Here is a 21,766-nt window from a genome sequence, read left to right as displayed (position 1 = left end):
GCTGTGCCTAGCGGCTGAGCCACTTCACCTCGTAGGCGCCCAGGTCGAAGCGTCTGCCGTCGACCTGGGCGCTGATCGTGCGGTTCCGGGTGTTGACCACGAGGACGGCTTTGTCGTCGGCGAGGACGCGGACATCGGGGACGTCGTCGGCGGCGACGGACACGGACGTGTAGCGGGTGCCCGGCGGGAACGCCTTGGCGAACCGGGAGACCAGGTCGTACAGGGGCAGCGGCCGGCCCCCGGCGGAGCCGTCGGTCGGGGTCCACAGACAGCCGGCGCAGCCGGTGCCGCCGCGCTCCTCCGGGTTCCAGTAGAAGCCGGAGTCGGCGCCGCCCTTGACCATGGCGATCATCCCGGTGGCCTGGACCGCGACCCGGTGCGGCTCGGTCCAGCCGGTGCGGTCGCCGTCGCCGTCGCCGGGCTCGACGTAGTACTCGGCCCACCACAGCGGCAGTCCGTGGGTCTGCCGCCGTACCCACGCGCCGACGGCCGTCAGCTTGTCGGTCGCCGCGAACTCGTCGGGCAGCAGCGCGTCGTCGCGGGTGTAGCTGGAGCCGTCGACGACCGTGAAGTCGGCGCCCGCCTTGTGCGTGTTCCAGTAGGAGAAGGCGTCCAGCACCCGCCGGTCCATGGCGCCCCAGGGTCCCCGCACCGCGGTGGAGGCGTTCTCGTCGCGCGGGCCGACGCTGTCCATCACCAGGTAGGGTCCGCCGACCATGATGTTCCGGTCGACCTTCTTCAGCGCGCGGTACACGAGGTTGTACAGCCGGGTGTAACCCTCGTAGTCCCAGCGGGACTCGGCGTCGTTCCAGAAGCCCTTGAACTCGTTCCAGACGATGAAGTGCCGGACGTCCGGGTAGCGCCGGGCGACCGTGGCGGCGAGGTCGGCGAAGTCCTGGTAGTGGCCGGGGGTGGGGGCCCGCTCCAGGGCGGACCGGCTCCAGTCGGTGGTGCCGGCGGCGGCCTTCCCGCCCTTCATCCAGTCCGGGGAGCAGCACAGGGTGATCACCGGGGTGCCGCCGGAGGCGCGGACGAAGCCGATCCGGCGGTCCAGCGCGCCGAAGTCGTAGTGTCCTGGGGTGGGTTCGGGGTTGTCGGCGCCCCAGCCCATGATGTGCTGGTTCTGCGCCAGGCCGCCGCCCTCGCCGAGCAGCCGCCGCACCCGGCCGGTGGCGGCCGCCGCGCCCTGGTCGGCGCTGTACTGGGTATGGGTGAAACCCCAGCCGACGGACGGCTCCGTCGCGGCCGCGGGCTTGCCGGAACCGCCGGAGCGCGTGCCCACCAGGGTCACCACCAGGGCCAGCAGGACCGCACCCGCGCCGAGCACGGTGGCGAGCCGCCGCCACCGGGTATCCGATTTCCCCCCATGACATCCCATCGGGGACAACAGTAGAGGCGGAACGGCCGGCTCGGGGAGGTCTTGGGAAGAGCGGAAGAACAGCGCACCCGCGCGAAATGGCGTGCGTACGGCACACCCGTGACAGATCATGGCCCCATGTCTGCGAACCCACACGAAGCGCTGCCGATCCGGCTCACCGTCGATGACTCCGACTCGCCCTCCGACGTCGTCGACGCGCTGTTCCTCGGCCGCTTCGCGACGGGCGAGCAGCCGTACTCGCACGCCGCGAACATCGACCGCGTACGCTCCGGCGCGACCCTGCTGCCGGACGGCGCCCGGGTGCTGCGGGTCGCTCGCGACGACGACCGCAGCGCCACCCTCGCCGAGGGCGACGGCTGGACCCTGCTGGTCTCCCGCTGGAACCGCGGCGCGGACGTCACGGTCACCGCGACCAGCGCCGAGCTGGCGAAGCGGGTCCTGGACCAGGCCACGGACGGGGCGGCCGACGAGCCCGAGCCGCAGCCGGAGAACGTGACGATGGGGTTCTGGTACGTCTCCCCGCGGCGCGGCCCGTACCGCACCACCCGTCAGATCGCGGCGGGCACCTGGGAGGAGATCCGGCCCAACTACACGGCACCGGTGGCGGAGGCGATGGACCGCCTGATGAAGACGACCCCGGAGGACATCGCCGGCCGGCTGCTGCTGCTCCACGGGCCGCCCGGCACCGGCAAGACCTCGGCGCTGCGCACCCTCGCCCGCTCCTGGCGCGACTGGTGCCAGGTCGACTGCGTCCTCGATCCGGAGCGGCTCTTCTCCGACGTCGGCTATCTGATGGACATCGCGATCGGCGAGGAGGACGGCGCCGGCAAGGGCCGCTGGCGTCTGCTGCTGCTGGAGGACTGCGACGAGCTGATCCGCGGCGAGGCCAAGCACACGGCGGGCCAGGCCCTGTCCCGGCTGCTGAACCTCACCGACGGTCTGCTGGGCCAGGGCCGCAACGTCCTGGTCGGCGTCACCACCAACGAGGACCTGGAGCGGCTGCACCCGGCGGTGGTCCGGCCCGGCCGCTGTCTGGCCCGGATCGAGGTGGGCCCGCTGACCCGTCCCGAGGCGGTGAACTGGCTCGGCACCGAGACCGGCGTCGGCCGGGACGGCGCCACCCTCGCCGAGCTGTACGCGCTGCGCCGGGGTACGGCGCCGACCTCGGTGCCGGGGGCCCGGGAGGGCGCGGACGCGGGCCTGTACCTGTAGTGCTTTCATGAGGGTATGACCCTGTTCGTGGGCACGTCGGGGTGGCAGTACAAGGACTGGCGGGACCTCGTCTACCCGGCCGGGGTCCCGGCGCGGCTGTGGCTGGAGGAGTACACCCGGCTCTTCGCGACCGTGGAGATCAACAACGCGTTCTACCGGCTGCCGTCGTACGACACCTTCACCACCTGGCGGGAGCGGGTCCCGGCGGACTTCGTGGTCGCCGTCAAGGCCAGCCGCTATCTGACCCATATCAAGCGCCTGAAGGAGCCCGAGGAGCCGGTGCACCGGCTGATGAGCCACGCGGCGGGTCTCGGCGACCGCCTGGGCCCGGTCCTGCTCCAGCTGCCGCCGACGCTGCGCGCCGACCCCGCGCTGCTGGACACCTGCCTGGCCTGCTTCCCGCCCGGCACCCGGGTCGCGGTCGAGCCCCGCCACGACTCGTGGTGGACTGCCGAGGTGCGCGAGGTGCTCGAACTGCGGGGTGCGGCGCTGTGCTGGGCGGATGTCCTGGCCCGCCCGGTCACCCCGCTGTGGCGCACCACCGGCTGGGGCTACGTCCGCTTCCACCAGGGGCGCGCCCGGCCCTGGCCGCGCTACGGCCGCCGGTCCCTGGAGACCTGGGTGGACCGGATCGCCACGACCTGGCCGGACGGGGCGGACGTGTACGCGTACTTCAACAACGACCCGGGCGGGGCGGCGGTGCAGGACGCGGTGGTGTTCGGCCGGGCGGCCCGGCGGGCGGGCCTGCCGGTGACCCGCTTCCCGGAACCGGTCCGGCACGGGTGACTCCGCCGAGCCGCTCCGTGCGGTCCGGGTGACTCCGCTGCGCCACTCCGGAGGCCTCTACTCCTCGTAGGCCGCCCGCAGGGCGTCCCGCACCGCGGCCGACGCCTCCTCCTCCGCCAGCCCCAGCCGCCGTACCCGGTCGGCATAGGCCTGAGCGGCCAGGGACGCCTCGCGGGCCGCGGCCGAGCCGGCGGCCGCCACATAGGTGCCGTGCCGGCCCCGGGTCTCGATCACCCCGTCGCCCTCCAGTGCCCGGTACGCCTTGGCCACCGTGTTCACCGCGAGCCCCAGGGACTCGGCCAGCCCCCGCACGGTGGGCAGCCGGTAGCCCACCGGCAGCGCCCCGGACCGCGCCTGCTCGGAAATCTGCGCCCGCACCTGCTCGTACGGCGGCGCGCTGTCATCGATGCGGATCTTCAGGCTCACGGGGCGATTGTCGCGCACCGCGCGGAAAATGGGAGGCATCCACCGCACACCGCCCCGTACGGTGCCTGCTCATGACAGTGATCGTGCGCGACCTGCGCCCCGCCGACCGCGCGGACGTCGAAGCCTTCGCCCGGGTACGGCATCTCGCACTGCCGTACATCCTGTGGACCCCGGACGCCATCCTGCACCATCTGAGTCACACCCCGGCCGAGGCCCGGCACCGGTCGCTGGTCGCGGAGGAGGACGGCGAGGTGCTCGGCACCGCGCAGGTGAGCCTCGCGTACGACAGCCCGGAACCGGGGCAGGGGCTGCTCAACATCTATGTGCACCCGGAGCGCACCGGGCGCGGCGCCGGCGGGCTGCTGGTGCGCGCGGCCGAGGAGCACCTGGCCGCGCACGGGGCGACGAAGCTGTTCGGGTGGCTGCTGGACGCGCCGGACAACCGGGCCTTCGCCGAACGGCGCGGCTATCGCGCGGGCCGCTCCGCCCACTTCCTCCGGCTGGACCTGGCGGCGGCCGAGCTGCCGCCGCTGCCCGCTCTGCCGTCCGGCGTCGAGCTGCGCACGGCGGCCGACTTCGCGGCCGATCCGCGCCCGCTGTTCGAGCTGGACGGGGAGACGACGGCCGACGAACCGAGCGATGTGGACGCCGAGTTCAGCGACTACCAGGCCTGGCTCACCATGACGTGGGGACACCCGCTGCTGGACCGGGAGCTGACCACGGTGGTGCTGGCCGACGGCCGCCCCGCCGCCTTCAGCGTGGCCTACACCGACGGCGGCACCCGGTACCTGACCGCGATGACCGGCACGGCCCGCCGCCACCGGGGGCGCGGCCTGGCCACGCTCGCCAAGACGGCCGCCCTGCACCGCGCCCGCGCCGCCGGGCACACGGTCGCCCTCACCGGGAACGACACCGGCAACGGCCCGATGCTCGCGATCAACCGCCGGCTCGGCTACGAGATCTGCGCCACGGAGGTGCGCTATGTCCGCGAACTCGGCTGAGACTCCGGGGAGGTTGGAGGTCGTGCTGGTCAAGGCGGGCCGTACGAAGATCCGTTACCCGGCCGAGCTGCTCGGCGACGACGGCAACCGGATCGCCGTACGAGCGCCCTGGGCGGGCTCCGGAGTGCGCGACTTCGGCTTCGTGCGCTTCGAGCCGGGCGATGTGTTCACCGAGTACTACTGGCGGGACCGCTGGTACTCGGTGAAGGAGGTCCGTGGCCCGGGCGGCGCGGTGAAGGGCTGGTACTGCGACATCACCCGGCCCGCGGTGCGCACCGGTGCGGAGCTGGTGGTCGAGGACCTCGACCTGGACCTGTGGCGCTCCGGCGACGGCGGGGACGTACGGCGCCTGGACGAGGACGAGTTCGCCGACAGCGGCCTGGCGGACAGCGACCCCGAGGCGGCGTCCGCCGCGCTGGCCGCCCTGGCGGAGCTGGAGGCGCTGGCCCGCCGGGACGGTTTCGGACAGTTGCTGGCCTGACCGCTGCCCGCCGGTCCCCGGCGGGGGCGGGGCGGCTCAGACCAGCGCCACCACCGCGTACCGCTCGTCGTCCACGGCCTTCCCCCACAGCAGCGGGTCGGCGGAGAGCGGCTCCACCCGCACGTCCGCCGCCAGCGGCGCCAGCAGGGCGGTGAGCCGGCCGGCGGGTATGCCGACCGGGTGCACGCCGCCCCACACGCCCTCCACCAGGACGAAGCGGCCGCCCGGCCGCAGCAGGGTGCGCCAGTGCCGCAGGACGGCCGCCGGGTCGGGCAGCGTCCACAGCACATGCCGGACGAGGACGACGTCATGGGCTTGCTGTGCCACCGGCGGGCTCGCGGCGTCTCCGCGCAGCACCGTCGCCCCGTGCCCCGCGAGCTTGGCGCGGGCCCGCTCGACCATCGCCGGGGAGGAGTCGACGGCCGTCACCCGGTGTCCCTGGCCGAGCGCGAGGAGCGACAGACTGCCGGTGCCGCAGCCCAGGTCGAGGATGTCGGCGGGCTGCCCGGGCAGCCAGGAGCGGAGCCGGTCCGCCCAGGCCGCGCGGACCCCGGGGTCGCGCAGGCCGTGGTCCGGCTCGTCGTCGAAGGCGGCGGCCTCGGTGTCCCAGTCGATCGCGGCGTCCGGCCGGATCGTGCTGTCGTTGGCGTTCGTCATGCGCCAAGAGTGACACCCGCCACTGACAACCCGGCACCGATGAGGAACTCTCGCCGAAAGCGTCTACCTCCGTGACAACGCGGAACACGGTAGACACTGAAGGAGGCAGCCATGCGCCGTATGACCGTGCAGAAGCCCCTGAAGAGGACGGACCGCCGCCGTGCCCGCGAGGAGGCGGACGAGAGCCCTGCGGGACGTCCCGAGGTCCGCAAGGACATCGCGCGCACCTGGTGGCCCGACGGCTGACCCGGCCGGACCGCCGGAGCCTCAGCCCAGCAGTTTGCGGTAGTGGATCCGGTCGTAGGGGCCGTCGACCCGGCGTTCCACGACCTCGTACCCGTACTTCGGGTAGATCTTCTGGTTCTCCCACATCATCGCGTTCGTATACAGCCTGATCTCGCCGAGCCCCAGCTCACGCGCGCGTGCGTCGACGAAGTGCAGCAGCCGCCGTCCGACGCCCGTGCCGTGGGCCTGCGGCCGGACGGCGATGCTGTCCAGGAAGAGATGGCCGGGGAGCGCGTCGATCACCACCAGTCCGTCGACGGGGTCCCCGGTGACGTACACCCTGCCCGCGGCGACATCGGCGGTGTGGTCCGCCTCCATGGGCTGCGGCACCACACCGATGCGCGCGATGTAGTGGTGGTAGGCCAGGTCCGTGACCTCTTTCACGGCCGGGACATCGGCGGCGACGGCGATCCGGACGTGCTCCGGCCCTGTGGTGATCATGCGGTGCAGGCTATCCGCCTGAACGCAGTCTGAGTACTCCCTTAAGGGGACCATAAAGATCTCCACCACCGGCCCCCAGCAGGGGATTTCACGGTTTCCTGGAACTGCTCAGGGCCTGTCCGGCGGCTCAGGTCGGACAGGCCCCGGCGACGGTCAGCTGAGGGCCGACGCGCAGCTGGTGGTGGTGGCGTGGGCCGGGTCGAGCGCGTTGGCCACCTCGTGGAAGGCGATCCGGTCGAACAGGCCGATGGCCACGTGTTCGGAGAGGTCGAGCGGGCAGAGGTCCTGGAGCAGGACGTTGCGGACGCCGGAGCCGCTCAGGTACTGGCTCTGCCAGGGGGTGGCCACCTCGTCGTACTTGGTGGCGATGACGGTGTAGTGGACCCCGGGGACGGTGTCGCCGTCCGCGTTGAGCTTGGTGAGGAAGGCGGAGCCGGGGATCTGGTCGGCCAGGCCGGGGGTGGTGGCCTTGACCAGGTCGGTGGCTCCGGGGAAGTACGGCAGCAGGTTGGTGAGTCCGCTCAGCGAGGCGCCGTGGTTGTCGGGGGCGATGCCGACCAGCGCGTTCACCTTGGCGGCTCCGCCGAGGAACCTCAGGTAGTAGCGGGGCATCATGCCGCCCTGGGAGTGCCCGACCAGGTCGGCCTTGGCGGCGCCGGTCGCGCTGAGCACCTTGTCGACATAGGCGGACAGCTGGCCGGCCGACTGGTCGATGGGGCCGAGGCCGTAGAAGACGGGGACGCCGGAGAGTTGGCCGTAGTCCACGGAGTAGACGCAGTATCCGCGGTGCTCCAGGTAGGGGGCGAGGGAGAGCCAGTTGTCGACGGAGTTGCCGAGGGTGCCGTGGACCAGGATCACGGGCCGGGGGTGGTCCGCGGAGGGCTTGCAGGAGAAGTCGTTCCAGCCGGTGCTCGGCGCGGTGTCGGCGTGGGCGGCGGCAGCGGGTACGGCGGCGACGGCTGCGGTCAGCAGCAGCGCGGCCAGGGGTCTGAGCACTCGCTTCCAGGGCAGCATCGTGTGATCTCCTTGCGGCTCAAGGGAGGTGCGACGGCCTAACCCTGTGATCCGGATCACGAGGATGCTGTTCACTCGTCAAGTTACGGGCGAGTAGTGCAGATGTGAAGTTACGCGCCAGTAAAAACTTCCAGTGGTAACCACCGGCTCATTCCGCCTGCTCCCCGACGGGGCATCACCAGGCAGGCGAAGCCATGGGCGGCCCCCAGATCGGCGAAACCCCGAGCCGCGTCAGGCCGCCAGCGTGCCCGGGATCACCGCCCGGGGGCCGAACCTGGCTCGGGCGCGGTCCGCGGCCTCTTCGATGCGGCGGGCGTTCTCGTCCACGGGGTCGAAGGTGAGCTGGTGGGAGGCCTGGGCGGCGGGGGTCAGTCCCTCGGCGCGCAGGGTCAGGGCGCGCACCCGGGCGCGTTGCAGACCGAGCGCCTCGTACATGCCGTAGGCCGTCCGGGTCAGGGCCGCCGAGTGCGCGGTCGGCTCCTTCAGGGTGCGGCTGCGCGGGGTGGCGGAGCTGTCGGCATAGCGCACGGTGAGGGTCAGGGTGCGGCAGACCTGCTCCATCGCGCGCAGCCGGGCGCCGAGTTCCTCGGCGGCCGACAGCAGCGCACGGCGGTGCCGGCCGGCGTCCAGCTCGTCGATGCCGAAGGTGCGTTCGGCCGACAGCGAGCGCGAGACGGCGTTCGGCACGACCCGCCCCCGGTCGATGCCGCTCGCCTTCTCGCGCAGTTCGCGGGCCGCCTTCGCACCGATCAGCCGCTGGAGCGTGGACGGCGGCGCGGCGGCCACCAGGCCCAGGGTGTCCAGGCCGTACTCCGCGAGGGTGCGGGCGGTCGCCGCGCCGACGCCGGGCAGCGCGGCGACCGGCCGCCCGGCGAGGAACTCCGCGGCGCCCGCCGGATCCCCGGGCACGGCACAGGTCACCCCGGGCCGGGCGTCCCGCAGCGCCACGCGGGCCAGCATCGGCCCCGGACCGGCGCCGATCGCACAGTCGACGCCGTACCGCGCGAGCGCGCGCACCCGGATCACCGAGGCCAGTTCCACCGCGCTGCGCCCGAAGTACCGCTCGGCGCCCCGGAGATCGGCCAGCGCCCCGTCCGGCGGCAGCGCCTCGACGACCGGGGTGAACTCCTCCAGCAGCCCGAGCAGCCCGGGCAGGGCCGCCTCGTACATCGGCGGCAGCTGGAAACGTACGCAGAGGATGGTCATCCCGCACTCCCCGGACTCTGGTGCCACAACTTCCGTATCGCCGCAGGCCCTTGCGCGGCCTCCGGTCCCGCGGGCCGCAGATCGGCCCACGGATGCATCTCGTATCCGGTGGGCAGCTGGATCCGCCGCCCGCCGGTCGGGTCCTCGCCCGCCCCCCGCGCCACGGGCTCCGCGAGCCGCGCCGCCACCTCGTCCAGCCCGCCCTCGGCGCGCAGTTCGACCAGCTCGGCGAGGTTCCAGGCGGCGGACCCCACCACGCTCAGGCTGCGCGGCCCGCGCCGCTGCACCACACCCCGCACCAGCAGCAGCCACGAGTGGAAGACGGTGTAGGCGCACGCGTCGTGCGAGTCGTCGAAGAACGCCAGGTCGACCAGGCCCGTGCCGTCGTCCAGCGTGGAGAAGACGACCCGCTTGCCGGACCGGATCGGCGGCGTCTGGGTGGCCGCCTTGGCGCCCGCGACCAGCACGGTCTCACCGTTGCGGGCCTCCCGCAGCCGCCGCGCGGACACCACGCCCAGCTCCTTCAGGAACTCCTGGTGGTCGTCCATCAGATTGCGCGAGGCGTCCATGGACAGCACACCCAGCTCGGCGCTGAGCCGTTCCGCCGACGTCAGATCGGGCAGCCCCGCCGGCGCGGTCCTGCGCCCGCCCGCGAGCGGGAGCTGTCCCCCGCCGCCGCCCCGGGCACCCCGGTGCAGCTCGGCCAGATGCAGTTGCAGATCCCGCCGGTTGGCACCGAAGGCGTCCAACGCGCCCACCTGCGCCAGCCGCTGGGCCAGCGGCCGGCTGGGCCGCGCCCGCTCCCAGAAGTCCAGCAGCGAGGAGTACGGCTGTCCCTCCGCGATCCGCTTCGCCTCGGCCTCGCTGATGCCGTGCACATCGGAGAGGGCGAGCCGCAGCCCCCACACCTTCCCCTCGGACACCAGTTCGATCCGGTGGGCGACCCCGGAGACATTGACGTCCAGCGGCAGGATCGGCACCCCGCGCCGCCGCGCGTCCGCCAGCAGCAGCCGCTTCGGATACATCCCCGGGTCATGGGTGAGCAGCCCGGCGTAGAAGGCGGCCGGATGATGGGCCTTCAGCCAGGCCGACTGGTACGTGGGCACCGCGAAGGCGACGGCGTGCGCCTTGCAGAAGCCGTACGACCCGAAGGCCTCCACGATCTCCCAGGTCCGCCGGACGGTCTCCGCGTCGTACCCCCGGGCCGCCGCCCGCTGCGCGAACCACACCTTGATCCGCGCCTGCGACTGCGGATCGGACAGCCCGCGCCGCACCTGGTCCGCCTCTCCCCGGCCGCATCCGGTCAGCACCGCGACGATGTCGATGACCTGCTCGTGGAAGACGACGACGCCGTACGTCCCGCGCAGCGCCTCCTCCAGGTCCGGGTGCGGACAGCGCACCGGTGCCCGCCCGTGCCGCGCCTCGATGAACGGCCGCACCATGTCCGCGGCGACCGGCCCGGGCCGGAACAGCGAGATGTCCACGACGAGATCGTGGAAGGTGCTCGGCTGGAGCCGTCCCACCAGGTCCCGCTGGCCCGGCGACTCGATCTGGAAGCACCCGAGCGTCTCGGTCGACCGGATCAGCCGGTAGGTCTCCGGGTCCCCCTCCGGCAGCGCGTCCAGGTCGACCCGCTCCCCCGTCGCCCGCTCCACCTCGGCGACCGCGTGCGCCATCGCCGACTGCATCCGCACACCCAGCACATCGAGCTTGAGCAGCCCGAGGTCCTCCACGTCCTCCTTGTCGAACTGCGACATCGGAAAGCCCTCACCGCTGGTCGGCACCACCGGCGTACGAGCCCGCAGCGAGCCGTCGGAGAGCAGCACCCCGCACGGGTGCATGGCGACCCCGCGGGGCAGCGCGTCCAGCGCCTCGACCAGTTCCCACAGCCGCCCGAACCGCTCCTTCTCCCCCGCCAGCCGCCTCAGCTCGGGCAGCTCCTCCAACGCGGCCCGCGCGTCCCGGGCCCGGATGTGCGGAAAGGACTTGGCCACGCGATCGATCTCGGCCGGGTCCATGGACAGCGCGGCCCCCACGTCCCGGATGGCGTGCCGCACCCGATAGGTCTCCGGCATCGCGACGGTGGCGACCCGCTCCTCGCCGAACCGCCCGATGATCGCCCGGTACACCTCGAGCCGCCGCGCGGACTCCACATCGATGTCGATGTCGGGCAGCACCACGCGTTCCCTGGACAGGAAGCGCTCCATCAGCAGCCCGTGCGCCACCGGATCGGCGTGCGCGATGCCCAGCAGATGGTTGACGAGCGAGCCGGCCCCGGAGCCGCGGGCGGCCACCCGGATCCCCATCTCCCGTACGTCGTCCACCACCTGAGCGACCGTCAGGAAGTAGGAGGCGAAGCCGTGGTGGGCGATGATGTCCAGCTCGTGGTGCATCCGCTCCCAGTACTCCCGCCGGCCGCCGTACCCGAGCCGCACCATCCCCGCCACCGCCCGTGAGGCGAGTGCGCGTTGGGCGGAGCGCCGGCCGGCCCCCACCAGATGAGCCTCGGGGAAGTGCACGGTCCCGATCCCGAGGTCCGCCCCGGGATCGACTCGGCACTCCTCGGCCGTGGCCAGGGTCTGCTCCAGCAACCGCCGGGCGGCACCCCTGCCGTACCCGGCCGCCTCCACCACCCGCTCGGCCACCTCCGCCATCGCCGACGCGTCCTTCAGCCAGGCCTCGCCCGAATCCAGTTCCCCACGGGGATCGACCGGCACCAGCCGCCGCGCGGCATCCAGCACATCGGCGACCGCTCCCATCCCGCGATCCGCGTACCGCACGGCGTTGCCGAGCACCGGCCGCACCCCCTGTTGGGCGGCGAGCCCGACCGTGCGGGCGGCGAGCCGCAGCGAGCCGGGGCCGGTCCCGGTACGCCCGTGCCACACGGCCTCCAGCCGCACCGCGTCCCCGTAGACCTCGCGCCAGGCCGTCAGCAGCGAAGCCGCCCGGTCGGGCCGCCCCGCCGCGAGGGCGCGGCCCACGTCGGAGCCGGGTCCGAGCAGCACGACGAGCCCCTCACCGCGGTGGTCCTCCCAGGCCAGCAGCGGGCTGCCCGGCCGCGCGTGGGCCGCGGTGACGAGCCGACACAGCTCGGCCCAGCCACGGGCGCCGTCCCGGGCGAGAAAGGTCGCCCGGGGGGCCGACTCGTCGACGAAGGCGCCGCCCCGCACCGGCACCCGCCGGCGTACGGCCGCACGCTCCCCCACGGCCGCACGCTCCCCCACCGCGAGATCGACGCCGAAGACCGGTCGCACCCCGCTCCCGGCACAGGCCTTGGCAAAGCGCACCGCACCGGCGAGCGTGTCCCGGTCGGTGAGCGCGAGCACATCCATCCCCCGCTCCGAGGCACGCTCGACCAGCCGCTCCGGATGGGACGCCCCGTACCGCACGGAGAACCCGGAGACGGTGTGCAGATGCGCGAAGCCCGGCACACCCACCTCCCGAACCACTCTCGAACATCAGTTCACCCTTCCACCATACCCCCATTTCCGAACACCTGTACGACACCCGTCCAGCCCCGTCCCACCTGCGCAAACGCACCGCCGCCCGGACCGTGAGGACATGAACCAGCCGCCCCGCTCCGCCTTCCTGGTCGAACTGAAGGACGCCGTGACCCCGCGGGCCACCCTGCTCGTGATCGGGGTGATCGCGCTCCAGCTGCTCTTCATCACCTCCTACGTGGGCGCCCTGCACCACCCGAAGCCCACGCACATCCCCTTCGGCGTGGTGTCCCCCCAGCCGGCCCGGACGACAGCGAGCCTGAAGCAGCTGCCCGGCACCCCCCTGGACCCCCGCGCCCTCCCGGACGAGGCGACGGCCCGCCACCGGATCCTCAACCGGGACATCGACGGCGCCCTGCTGGTCGACCCCACGGGCACCACGGACACCCTGCTGGTCGCGACGGGCGGCGGCACGGCCCTGGCCACCTCCCTCAAGACCCTCACCACCGCCCTGGAACGCGCCCAGGGCCGAAGCCTGCGCACCGTGGACGTGGCCCCGGCCTCCCCCGCGGACTTCAACGGCCTCTCGTCCTTCTACCTGGTGGTCGGCTGGTGCGTGGGCGGCTATCTGTGCGCCTCGATCCTCGCGATCAGCGCCGGCGCCCGCCCCACCAACCCGCACCGCGCACTCATCAGACTCGGCGCGATGGCCCTGGTGGCGGTGGTCGGGGGCCTGGGCGGCGCGCTGATCGTGGGCCCGGTCCTGGGCGCCCTCCCGGGCGGCACCGCCGCGTTGTGGGGCCTGGGCGCGCTGATCACCTTCGCGGTGGGCGCGGCCACCCTCGCCCTCCAGGGACTCTTCGGCACCATCGGCATCGGGCTGGCGATCCTGCTGATCGTCATCGCGGGCAACCCGAGCGCGGGCGGCGCCTTCCCCCTCCCGCTGCTGCCCCCGTTCTGGCAGGCGATCGGTCCGGCACTGCCCCCGGGCGCGGGCACCTGGGCGGCCCGCTCGATCGCCTACTTCCGGGGCAACGCGCTCACCGACGCGCTCCTGGTGCTGTCGGCATGGGCGGTCGCCGGCGTCGCGGTGACCCTCCTGGCGGCGTTCGTCCGCGCGCGGCGGGAAGGGGACGTGGCGGGGGGCGTCCGCCCACGGCGGCCGGCGGAAGCACCGGCGAACAGCCGACACGACGAAGCCCCCGCACGTCGGACCGACGGCGGGGGCTCCGGAACGCACGATCAGGGAAGCGTGACCCCGTAGTAGCTCAGCGCCTCGGTGACCGGCTGGAAGAACGTCGTCCCACCGGAGGTGCAGTCACCACTGCCGCCGGAGGTCAGCCCATAGGCGACCGTACCCGCGTACAGCGGACCACCGCTGTCCCCGCCCTCGGCGCAGACGGTGGTCTGGATCAGCCCGGAGACGACGTCCCCGCTGCCGTAGTTGACGGTGGCGTTCAGCGCGGTGACCCGCCCGCTGTGCGTGCCCGTGGTGGACCCGCGCCGGTACACGGTCTGCCCCACGCTGGGTGTGGCCGCACTGGTGATGGACTGGCTGCCCACCGCACTCGGGTGCGAGACCGAGGTGTTGGTGTACCGCACCAGCGCGAAGTCGTTGCCCGGGAAGCTGTAGTCGACGTTGGTGCCCAGCACCGTGGTGTGACTGGAATTGGAGTACCAGGTGGACGCCACCTGGCCACAGTGCCCGGCGGTGAGGAAGTAGTAGGTGCTGCCGCTGTGCACGTTGAAGCCGAGCGAGCACCGGTACTGGCCGCCGTAGATGGCGTCCCCGCCGCTGATCAGCTTGTTGAAGGTGCCCGGGGTGTGCTTGATGGTGAGCGCGTCGGCACCGGCGCCCGCCTGGCGCTTGATCTTGGCGATCTCGGCCTGGGAGACCGTGCTGTCGACGGTGACGACGACACGGTGGGTCGTGCTGTCCACCGCCCATGCCGTGCCGGGTACGTCGGCCTGCCGGACGGAGTCGCTCACCTTGGTGAGCTGGGTGGCGCTGAACGTGTGGGCGTCACTTGCGTTCGCGGTGGGGGCGGCGAACGCCGCGGCGGCCAGGAAACCGGTGGCCACGGCGACCAGCCGGGTCCGTCTTGCGGTGCCACCGCGGGGAGTGGTGCGCTTGATCCTCACTTTTCGTTCCCTCCAAGGGAAGTCGGGGGCCCGTGTGGGGTTCGGGGGCCCGTGAGGCGCAGCCAGGAGCCGGCTCGGATTCCGAACACCCATGCCCCTGACAAGCGCTGAGGGGGAGTATTCGGCCGAACGGCCGGTAGGCACAAGAGCGCCTTTCGGCCGTTGGACTTTAAACCTCTTTTACGCAGGCACCCCTGACATCAGCTCGGCTCCCGCTCACTTCGCCTGTGTCTTCCCGCCGCCGGCGCCTCCCGGGAATGTCCGGAAGTCGCCCCTCCGGTTAGCCGAAGCCAAGGAAGAGGCGGGCGGCGGAGGGGTTGGCGGTGTCCGGGATCTGGACGGCGAGGCGTTCGGGTTCGCGATGCGATCTTCAGGTCGGCTTTCAGCGGAAAGGTCAACCACCCGTACAGCAAGCAGATCCCCGGCCTTCGAAACCTGGTGAAGGCACTCGAGGACTGATTCACCACCACCCACGGCCCGGCGTCAGCATTGACGCCGGGCCTTACGTCGAATGAGAAACACCGTGGTTCAGGAAGAGCTCGTCACCTACTTCATGTCCGGCCGCCTTGCCGGGCTGCCCCTCGGCATGCCGCTCGCGGAGGTGTCGCGGCTGCTGGGGAGCCCGGACGGGGTCACCGGCCCGCTCCCCGCCCTTCACGCCTACGGAGATCTGCAACTGGGGCGTCTTGCTGGAACAGTGTGAGCCGTTCGCCGCGGGTGAGGTCTGGTGGCGGATGAACTCCTCGAAGACCGTGCTCAGCTTCGGCGAGGACGGATTCCTGGAAGCGGCACACCATTCGGATCCGGCGCTCGCCACCACCGCCTGACCCGGCGCACCGGGGGACCGTGACCGCGCTCAGCAGCCGTCGCAGGGACAGCAGCAGTCGCAGCTGTCGCAGCCGCAGCCGCTGCAGTCACCGCCGCAGCCGGAACAGCCGTCGCAGTCGCAGTCCTGGCAGCACCCTTCCCGCTTCTTCCGGGACCAGGGGCCCTCGTACTCCGAGGCGCAGCACATCTGGCAGGTGCAGCACAGCACCAGGAACATGCCGCAGCCGGGCAGGAAGCCACGCGGCTTCGGGGGCTGGTGGACCGGGGGGCCGAACGCCCGGTCCACCGAGCGCCGCAGCTCGTGCGCGAGGAGCAGATGGGCGAGCCGGGCGTCGCTGAACTCGGCCTCCGCAAGCGCGAGCCGGATGCCGTGCAGGGCGTCGTCGGCGAGCCGGCGGGCCTCGGCGCGGGAGGTGCCGGTGGCGGTGAGCGGGTTCCAGGCACCCGACGCGGCATCGGCCTGCTGGTCCTCGACGGCGTCCAGCAGATGCGCGAGGCGCCCGAAGAGCCGCCCCACCTCCGCGAGCGGCTCGGCGTTGCCGGGCCGCCCGGCGAGCACCGCCGTGTGCGCGAACGCGGCCGCCGTCGCCGTCTCCGTCGGCTCGGTGACCGTCAGGATCGGGGTGCCGGGCCCGGCCAGGGTCTCGATGCCGAGCTGCCGGTCGACGGCCTCGACCAGGACGCCGGTGTCGAAGCCGACCGCCGCCCCGCTGTGCGCGCCGGCCCGGCCCCAGCCCGCGGCGACCCGGCGTGCGGCGGCGGCCATGGGCCGGCGGGCCAGCAGCCCGTCCCGGTCGGCGACATGGTCGCGTACCTTCGCCGCGGCGAGCACCAGGGACACGGCGGCGGCGAGCCGCGCGCCCTCGCCCTGCGCGACGGACGCGGTCCGCATCCCGCGCAGTGCGCACGGTCCGGCCGTACGGCGTGCGCCGTCGGTGCGGCCGGCCTGAGCCTCCGTCAGGACCGATATGAGCAGCCCGTCGTAATTGGTCGCGACACGCGCGAATTGTCCGTGGTCGTGGCGCAGCGCGAGGCAGAGGCCGCACAAGTGCGCCATCCACTCGGCCTTGAGGCGCTCACCGAGCCGATGAGCGCAAGGTCTGACTATTCCGAACACACCGATCCCCCGTATCCGGCACGATGTTGGCGTTCACCCGTACGCACCGTGCATCACCCGTCCGCCGTCGACGATCATATTTCACTCACAGTCAGCAGCCGTATGGGTCGCGCCCCTTGGGGCACAAGGACTCTCGACGGATCCGCTGTGCACCAGTACCGTCACAAACCCCCCGCGCGGCGTCTATCCACTTGGCGCGCCGTCCGCATCATGGATGACCATAGGGGTGCGGAAAGCAAGAAAGACCGCTGTGAGAGGAGGCGTCCATGGGATCGGTACGCAAGGCGAGTGCGTGGCTCGGCCTCGTCGACGACAACGATGACGAGCGCTATTACGACGACGACTACTCCGAGGGCACCGAGTCCGGGTCCCAGGACGCCTGGGTCACGGACCCCCGGGTGAAGGTGGCCACGGACACGGCCGAGGACAAGGGCCGCCGGATCGCGACGGTCACCCCGGACAGCTTCCGGGACGCCCGGGCGATCGGTGAGCTGTTCCGGGACGGCGTCCCGGTCATCATGAACCTGACCAACATGGAGCCGGGCGACGCCAAGCGGGTCGTGGACTTCGCGGCGGGGCTCATCTTCGGCCTGCGCGGCTCGATCGACCGGGTGTCGAACCGGGTGTTCCTGCTGACCCCGGCCGACACGGAGATCATCAGCGGTGAGGCCTCGGCACACCGCTCCGACGGCTTCTTCAACCAGAGCTGAGGCAGGGCCGCATCCCGGCCCTGCCCCACCCGGGGGCTCACCGGAAGGCGTCGAGCCCGGTGAGCGCCTTGCCCAGCACGAGCTGGTGCATCTCGACGGTGCCCTCGTAGGTGAGCACCGACTCCAGATTGGTCGCGTGCCGCATCACGGGGTATTCGAGGGAGATCCCGTTGGCACCGAGGATGGTCCGCGCGGTACGGCAGATCTCGATCGCCTCGCGGACGTTGTTGAGCTTGCCGAAGCTGACCTGCTCGGGACGCAGGCGGCCGGCGTCCATCCGCCGCCCCAGGTGATGGGCGAGCAGGATCCCCTTGTGCAGTTCGACCGCCATGTCGGCGAGCTTGGCCTGGGTGAGCTGGAAGCCGCCGATGGGCCGCCCGAACTGCTCCCGGGTCTTCGCGTACTCCACAGCCGCCTCGAAGGAGCTGCGCGCGGCACCCATCGCCCCCCAGACGATGCCGTAACGGGCGTGCGACAGACAGCTGAGCGGCCCGCGCAGACCGGTGACCTCGGGGAGCACGGCGGTGGCGGGCAGCCGTACGCCGTCGAGGACGAGTTCACTGGTGACGGAGGCGCGCAGGGACCACTTGTGCTTGATCTCGGGCGCCGAGAAGCCCGGGCTGTCGGTCGGTACGACGAACCCGCGGATGCCCTCCTCGGTCTGCGCCCAGACGACGGCCACCCCGGCGACCGAGCCGTTGGTGATCCACATCTTGCGTCCGTTGAGCACCCAGTCGTCGCCGTCCCGCTTGGCGTGGGTGCGCATCGAGGCGGGGTCGGAGCCGTGGTCGGGCTCGGTCAGCCCGAAGCAGCCGATCACCTCGCCGGCGGCCATGCGCGGCAGCCACTGCTGCTTCTGCTCCTCGCTGCCGAAGCGGTGGATCGCGTACATCGCGAGCGAGCCCTGGACGGAGACCAGGGAGCGGATGCCGGAGTCGGCGGCCTCCAGCTCCAGGCAGGCGAGGCCGTACTGGACCGCGCTGGCGCCCGCGCAGCCGTACCCGGTGAGGGACATGCCGAGGGCGCCGATGGAGCCGAGTTCGCGCGCGAGGTCCCGGATCACGGGCAGCTCGCCCCGCTCGTACCAGTCGGCGACGTACGGCAGCACCCGGTCGGCCGCCCAGTCGCGGACCGTGTCCCGGATCGCCAGATCCTCCGGTTCGAGGAGGTCGTCGATCCCGAGCGGGTCGGCGGGATCGAAGGGGGGCAACTTCGCGGACGCGGACATGGGGCACCCTCCGGCACAATAAACTAGCAGCGCTAGTTACATTTTGCCGCCGACGTTACGGTGCAGTGTCCCGCACGTCCAGTACACCGGCCGTCAGACCGAGACCCGGGACTCCACCCGGGAGGACTCCACCCGGGCGGGCGCCCTGTCCCGCGGCGCGGGCAGCTCCACCACGGCCGGCTGCTCCTGCTCCGGCTCCGCGCACTGCATGACCCGCGGCAGCCGCAGCGCGAGCACCGCGCCGAGCAGCAGCAGTCCCGCGCTCACCAGCAGCGTCACATGCAGCCCGTGCACGAAGGAGTCGCGGGCCGCCCGGTGCAGCGCGGCCCCGGTGGACCCGCCGATACGTCCGGCGATGTCGTAGGCCTCGCCGAGCGAGTGCCCGGCCGCGGCCGAGGCGTGCGGGGGCACCCCGGGCACCGACCGCAGGCCGGGTGCGTAGGCCGCGTTCATCACACTGCCCAGCAGCGCGATGCCGATACCGGCGCCGAGCTGGTACGACGTCTCGCCGACCGCCGCCGCGCCGCCGGCCTGGTCGGCCGGGGATTCGCTGAGCATCGACTCGTAGGCACCGAAGAGCGTGGTCTCCAGGCCGAAGCCGAGCAGCACGAAGGCGGACAGCAGCAGCGGCGCGTCGTCGGTGCCGCCCATCGCGGTCAGGGTCAGCACCGCGGCGGCCGTCAGACAGAAGCCGAGGCTGACCATCCGGCGCGGCCCGAAGCGGCGCAGCATCCGCGCCCCCGCGAGACCGGCCGCCATCGCGGCGACGGTCAGCGGCAGCAGCCTGAGGCCCGTCCGCAGCGGGGACAGCCCGAGCACCAGTTGCAGATACTGGGCGGCGATCAGCTCCAGGCCGACCAGCGCGAGCATCGCCAGCACGATGCAGCCCACCGAGGTGCTGAACGCCGGCCGGCCGAACATCCGCAGGTCCACCAGGGGGTGCGGCAGCCGGCGCTGCCGGCGCACGAAGAGCACCAGGAGGGCCGCGCCGACGAGCAGGGGCAGCACGGTGAACGGGCCGGCCACGGTCTCGCCGCCGCCCAGCCGCTTCACGCCGAGGACGACACCGAAGAGGCCGGCCGCCGCCATCAGCGCGCCGGTCACGTCCCAGGGGCCGGTGCCGTCACCGCGGGACTCTGGCAACAGGATCCGGCCGACCGGCAGGCTGACCAGCATCAGCGGGATGTTGACCAGGAAGACCGAGCCCCACCAGAAGTGTTCGAGGAGGAACCCGCCGAGCAGCGGGCCCACGGCCGCGCCGACGGCGGCCACCGCGCTCCAGATGCCGATGGCGAGCGCGCGCTCGCGCCGGTCGGGGAAGACCTGGCGGAGGATGGACAGGGTCGCGGGCATGATCATCGCGCCGCCGACGCCGAGCAGCGCGCGGGCCAGGATCAGGGTCTCGGCCGAGGGCGCGAACGCGGCCACGGCGGAGGCGACGCCGAAGAGGGCGTACCCGAGCAGCAGGATCCGTCTGCGCCCGACGCGGTCGCCGAGGGTGCCGAAGAGGATCAGCAGCGAGGCGCAGACCAGCGGGTAGACGTCGACGATCCAGAGCAGTTCTATGGCGCCGGGCCTGAGGTCCTCGCTGACGGCGGGGACCGCCACGTGCAGCACGGTCGCGTCCAGCGCGACGAGCAGCAGGCTGACACAGAGGACGACGAGGACGACCCAGCGGTTGGCACCGGCCCCGGCCGCCCGACGATGCCGCCGGACGGCGGCCGTGGTCGTCCCGGACATGTACGTACCTCCCAGATGCTCCCCGCGCGTGGGGCGGACGACGGGGTGGGGACTCCCTGCCGTACGGCCGGAGAGGAGTGGTGCGGTGTCTCCGGCCCACGTGAACCCTCGCGGGTGACTCGTCAGCGTACGCGAGTTCGCCGCGCGTTCACGTGGTGGACCTCTCACACGCGCGACGGAACCCGTGTGGCGTACGCCACGCCCACCCCTCTTGACCAGGACCCGGCGACCGGTCCGGTCACCGGCCCGGTCGATAATCGAGTCCGTGACCGATCTTGAAACGCGCGTGGTCCCGCCCCGCGCCCCCCTGCCGCGCCGGGCGCTCCCCGCCCTCCTGGGCTATGCGGCGGTCCGCGCCCTGGGGGTGCTCGTGCTGGCGGTCTGGAGCGCCGCGCGCGGCAAGAGCGCTTACACGCTGCTGACCGCGCGCTGGGACTCGCTCTGGTACGTGCGGGTCGCCCAGCTGGGCTACGGCTACGAGGTGCGGCTGCCGAACGGGGACGTCCACTCCGACCTGGCGTTCTTCCCACTGCTGCCCTGGCTGGAGCGGCTGGGGCACGCGGTGGCGCCGGTGACGTACGCGGACGCCGGCTTCACCGTCAGCCTGCTCGCGTCGCTGGCCGCGGCGGCGGGGATCTTCGCGGTCGCCGAGCGGGTGTACGGCTCCCGGGTGGGGGTCTGCGCCGTCCTGCTGTGGGCGGTGCTGCCGGTCGGGATCGTGCAGTCGATGGCGTACAGCGAGTCGCTGTTCACGGCGCTGGCGGCGTGGGCGCTGTACGCGGTGCTGACCGGACGCTGGCTGAGCGCCGGTGTGCTGGCGGCCCTGGCGGGGCTGACCCGGCCGGTGGGCCTGGCGGTGGTCGCGGCCGTGTGGGTGGCGGGTGCGGTCTCGTTCGTGCACGAGCGAAGCGCGGCGCGTACGCCGGGCGCGTACGACGGTAACCACGCCCCACGATGGCGCCGGGCGCTCGGCATGCTGATCGCCCCGCTCGGGGCCGCCGGATATGTGCTGTGGGTCGGGCAGCACACCGGCCAGGGACCGCTCGGGTATCTGGACGTCCAGGCCGGCTGGCACAACGGCTTCGACGGCGGTTACGCCTTCGCCCGCTTCCTGGCCGCCAAGCTCACGTCCTTTCCGGCCGCGCTCGCCGGCGCCGGCCTGATCATCGGTGTGGCCCTGCTGCTCTGGCTGTACCTCACCGGCGTACGCCGGCGGCAGCCCGTGGCACTGCTCGTGTACACGGGTGTGGTGCTCGTCCTCGCCCTGTGCGCGTCGAGCTACTTCGGCTCCAAGCCCCGGCTGCTGATGCCGGCCTTCCCGGTGCTGCTGCCGCTCGCCGAGGCCCTCGCCCGGCAGCGCACCTCCCGATCCGCCCTGGTCATCGGGGGGTTGGCGGTGGCGACGGCGGTCTACGGGGCGTTCTGGCTGAACGGCTCCGGCCCACCATGATCCACCTTCCGGGCCCGATGACACCGCGGAGAATTGCACACCAGGATCCGGTTAACGCATTCATAAGCGCGATATAAACAACACCCGGCATGATCAAAGGAATTGCGGCCGACCAGCTCACCGGATTACGGAATCCAGGGAATTCTCCGCACCCTTGAGAGGTTTCCCACATCACATCGTCATCACAAAGCCGCTGTTTCGTCCGGGAACACAGCTCACTCGCT

At 72.5% G+C, this 21,766-nt stretch carries 20 protein-coding genes; 9 read left to right on the top strand and 11 right to left on the bottom strand.

Features of this window, described 5'->3' with window-relative positions; all coding sequences use genetic code 11:
- Positions 1-7: 7 nt before the first annotated feature.
- On the bottom strand, positions 8-1,378 hold the full coding sequence (locus tag ACWCV9_RS07810) for a xylan 1,4-beta-xylosidase (protein ID WP_450784762.1): 1,371 nt from the start codon (positions 1,376-1,378) through the stop codon (positions 8-10).
- Positions 1,379-1,495: 117 nt separating this feature from the next.
- Here ACWCV9_RS07810 and ACWCV9_RS07805 point away from each other — a divergent pair, with 117 nt between their 5' ends.
- Positions 1,496-2,590, top strand: coding sequence for a DUF5925 domain-containing protein (locus ACWCV9_RS07805; RefSeq protein ID WP_450784761.1), 1,095 nt, complete (start codon positions 1,496-1,498; stop codon positions 2,588-2,590).
- 15 nt (positions 2,591-2,605) lie between these two features.
- Entirely contained in the window at positions 2,606-3,376 is a 771-nt protein-coding gene (locus ACWCV9_RS07800) for a DUF72 domain-containing protein (protein WP_450784760.1), read from the top strand.
- Between the two features lie 57 nt (positions 3,377-3,433).
- Here the strand turns inward: ACWCV9_RS07800 and ACWCV9_RS07795 are convergent, their stop codons facing one another.
- Positions 3,434-3,802, bottom strand: coding sequence for a GntR family transcriptional regulator (locus tag ACWCV9_RS07795; protein WP_385846550.1), 369 nt, complete (start codon positions 3,800-3,802; stop codon positions 3,434-3,436).
- 71 nt (positions 3,803-3,873) lie between these two features.
- On the opposite strand from ACWCV9_RS07795, the gene ACWCV9_RS07790 reads away from it, so the two are divergent.
- A complete protein-coding gene (locus tag ACWCV9_RS07790) occupies positions 3,874-4,803 on the top strand; it encodes a GNAT family N-acetyltransferase (protein ID WP_450784759.1) in 930 nt (309 codons plus the stop codon).
- Positions 4,784-5,284 carry a DUF402 domain-containing protein gene (locus tag ACWCV9_RS07785; RefSeq protein ID WP_450784758.1) on the top strand — a complete coding sequence of 167 codons (501 nt, stop codon included), beginning with the start codon at positions 4,784-4,786 and terminating at the stop codon, positions 5,282-5,284. Before ACWCV9_RS07790 ends, ACWCV9_RS07785 begins: the two co-directional genes overlap by 20 nt.
- A gap of 36 nt (positions 5,285-5,320) precedes the next feature.
- On the opposite strand, the gene ACWCV9_RS07780 is transcribed toward ACWCV9_RS07785, so the two are convergent.
- Positions 5,321-5,941, bottom strand: coding sequence for a class I SAM-dependent methyltransferase (locus ACWCV9_RS07780; RefSeq protein WP_450784757.1), 621 nt, complete (start codon positions 5,939-5,941; stop codon positions 5,321-5,323).
- A 111-nt stretch (positions 5,942-6,052) separates the two neighbouring features.
- Here ACWCV9_RS07780 and ACWCV9_RS07775 point away from each other — a divergent pair, with 111 nt between their 5' ends.
- The gene (locus tag ACWCV9_RS07775; RefSeq protein ID WP_385846546.1) at positions 6,053-6,187 is read left to right on the top strand and encodes a hypothetical protein; all 135 of its coding nucleotides are present in this window, start codon (positions 6,053-6,055) and stop codon (positions 6,185-6,187) included.
- Positions 6,188-6,208: 21 nt separating this feature from the next.
- Here ACWCV9_RS07775 and ACWCV9_RS07770 read toward each other — a convergent pair whose 3' ends face one another.
- From ACWCV9_RS07770 to ACWCV9_RS07755, 4 genes are all read right to left on the bottom strand, one after another.
- Positions 6,209-6,667, bottom strand: a complete 459-nt coding sequence (locus ACWCV9_RS07770; protein WP_450784756.1) for a GNAT family N-acetyltransferase — start codon at positions 6,665-6,667, stop codon at positions 6,209-6,211.
- Positions 6,668-6,820: 153 nt separating this feature from the next.
- Positions 6,821-7,681, bottom strand: coding sequence for an esterase/lipase family protein (locus tag ACWCV9_RS07765; RefSeq protein WP_450784755.1), 861 nt, complete (start codon positions 7,679-7,681; stop codon positions 6,821-6,823).
- Between the two features lie 231 nt (positions 7,682-7,912).
- A complete protein-coding gene (locus ACWCV9_RS07760) occupies positions 7,913-8,887 on the bottom strand; it encodes a DNA polymerase Y family protein (RefSeq protein WP_450784754.1) in 975 nt (324 codons plus the stop codon).
- On the bottom strand, positions 8,884-12,318 hold the full coding sequence (locus ACWCV9_RS07755; protein WP_450784753.1) for a DNA polymerase III subunit alpha: 3,435 nt from the start codon (positions 12,316-12,318) through the stop codon (positions 8,884-8,886). The genes ACWCV9_RS07760 and ACWCV9_RS07755 overlap by 4 nt, the downstream gene beginning before the upstream one ends.
- A 130-nt stretch (positions 12,319-12,448) precedes the next feature.
- On the opposite strand from ACWCV9_RS07755, the gene ACWCV9_RS07750 reads away from it, so the two are divergent.
- On the top strand, positions 12,449-13,591 hold the full coding sequence (locus ACWCV9_RS07750; RefSeq protein ID WP_450784752.1) for a DUF3533 domain-containing protein: 1,143 nt from the start codon (positions 12,449-12,451) through the stop codon (positions 13,589-13,591).
- Here ACWCV9_RS07750 and ACWCV9_RS07745 read toward each other — a convergent pair.
- Positions 13,570-14,469 (bottom strand): S1 family peptidase, encoded by a 900-nt coding sequence (locus ACWCV9_RS07745; protein ID WP_450784751.1) that lies wholly within the window; start codon positions 14,467-14,469, stop codon positions 13,570-13,572. The genes ACWCV9_RS07750 and ACWCV9_RS07745 overlap by 22 nt on opposite strands.
- A 523-nt stretch (positions 14,470-14,992) precedes the next feature.
- On the opposite strand from ACWCV9_RS07745, the gene ACWCV9_RS07740 reads away from it, so the two are divergent.
- Positions 14,993-15,172 carry a hypothetical protein gene (locus tag ACWCV9_RS07740; RefSeq protein ID WP_450784750.1) on the top strand — a complete coding sequence of 60 codons (180 nt, stop codon included), beginning with the start codon at positions 14,993-14,995 and terminating at the stop codon, positions 15,170-15,172.
- A gap of 153 nt (positions 15,173-15,325) precedes the next feature.
- On the opposite strand, the gene ACWCV9_RS07735 is transcribed toward ACWCV9_RS07740, so the two are convergent.
- Entirely contained in the window at positions 15,326-16,414 is a 1,089-nt protein-coding gene (locus ACWCV9_RS07735; protein ID WP_450784749.1) for a DUF5685 family protein, read from the bottom strand.
- A gap of 266 nt (positions 16,415-16,680) precedes the next feature.
- On the opposite strand from ACWCV9_RS07735, the gene ACWCV9_RS07730 reads away from it, so the two are divergent.
- Positions 16,681-17,124 (top strand): cell division protein SepF, encoded by a 444-nt coding sequence (locus tag ACWCV9_RS07730; RefSeq protein ID WP_385846534.1) that lies wholly within the window; start codon positions 16,681-16,683, stop codon positions 17,122-17,124.
- Between the two features lie 37 nt (positions 17,125-17,161).
- On the opposite strand, the gene ACWCV9_RS07725 is transcribed toward ACWCV9_RS07730, so the two are convergent.
- Positions 17,162-18,352, bottom strand: a complete 1,191-nt coding sequence (locus ACWCV9_RS07725; protein ID WP_450784748.1) for an acyl-CoA dehydrogenase family protein — start codon at positions 18,350-18,352, stop codon at positions 17,162-17,164.
- A 93-nt stretch (positions 18,353-18,445) separates the two neighbouring features.
- Positions 18,446-20,092, bottom strand: a complete 1,647-nt coding sequence (locus ACWCV9_RS07720; protein WP_450784747.1) for an MFS transporter — start codon at positions 20,090-20,092, stop codon at positions 18,446-18,448.
- A 265-nt stretch (positions 20,093-20,357) separates the two neighbouring features.
- Between ACWCV9_RS07720 and ACWCV9_RS07715 the strand changes: the two genes are divergently transcribed.
- The gene (locus ACWCV9_RS07715) at positions 20,358-21,542 is read left to right on the top strand and encodes a glycosyltransferase family 39 protein (RefSeq protein ID WP_450784746.1); all 1,185 of its coding nucleotides are present in this window, start codon (positions 20,358-20,360) and stop codon (positions 21,540-21,542) included.
- Positions 21,543-21,766 lie beyond the last annotated feature (224 nt).

The sequence above is a fragment of the Streptomyces sp. NPDC001606 genome, assembly GCF_053596835.1.
The sequence above is the reverse complement of the archived record's forward strand: the minus strand, read 5'-3'. Positions and strand labels throughout refer to the sequence as shown.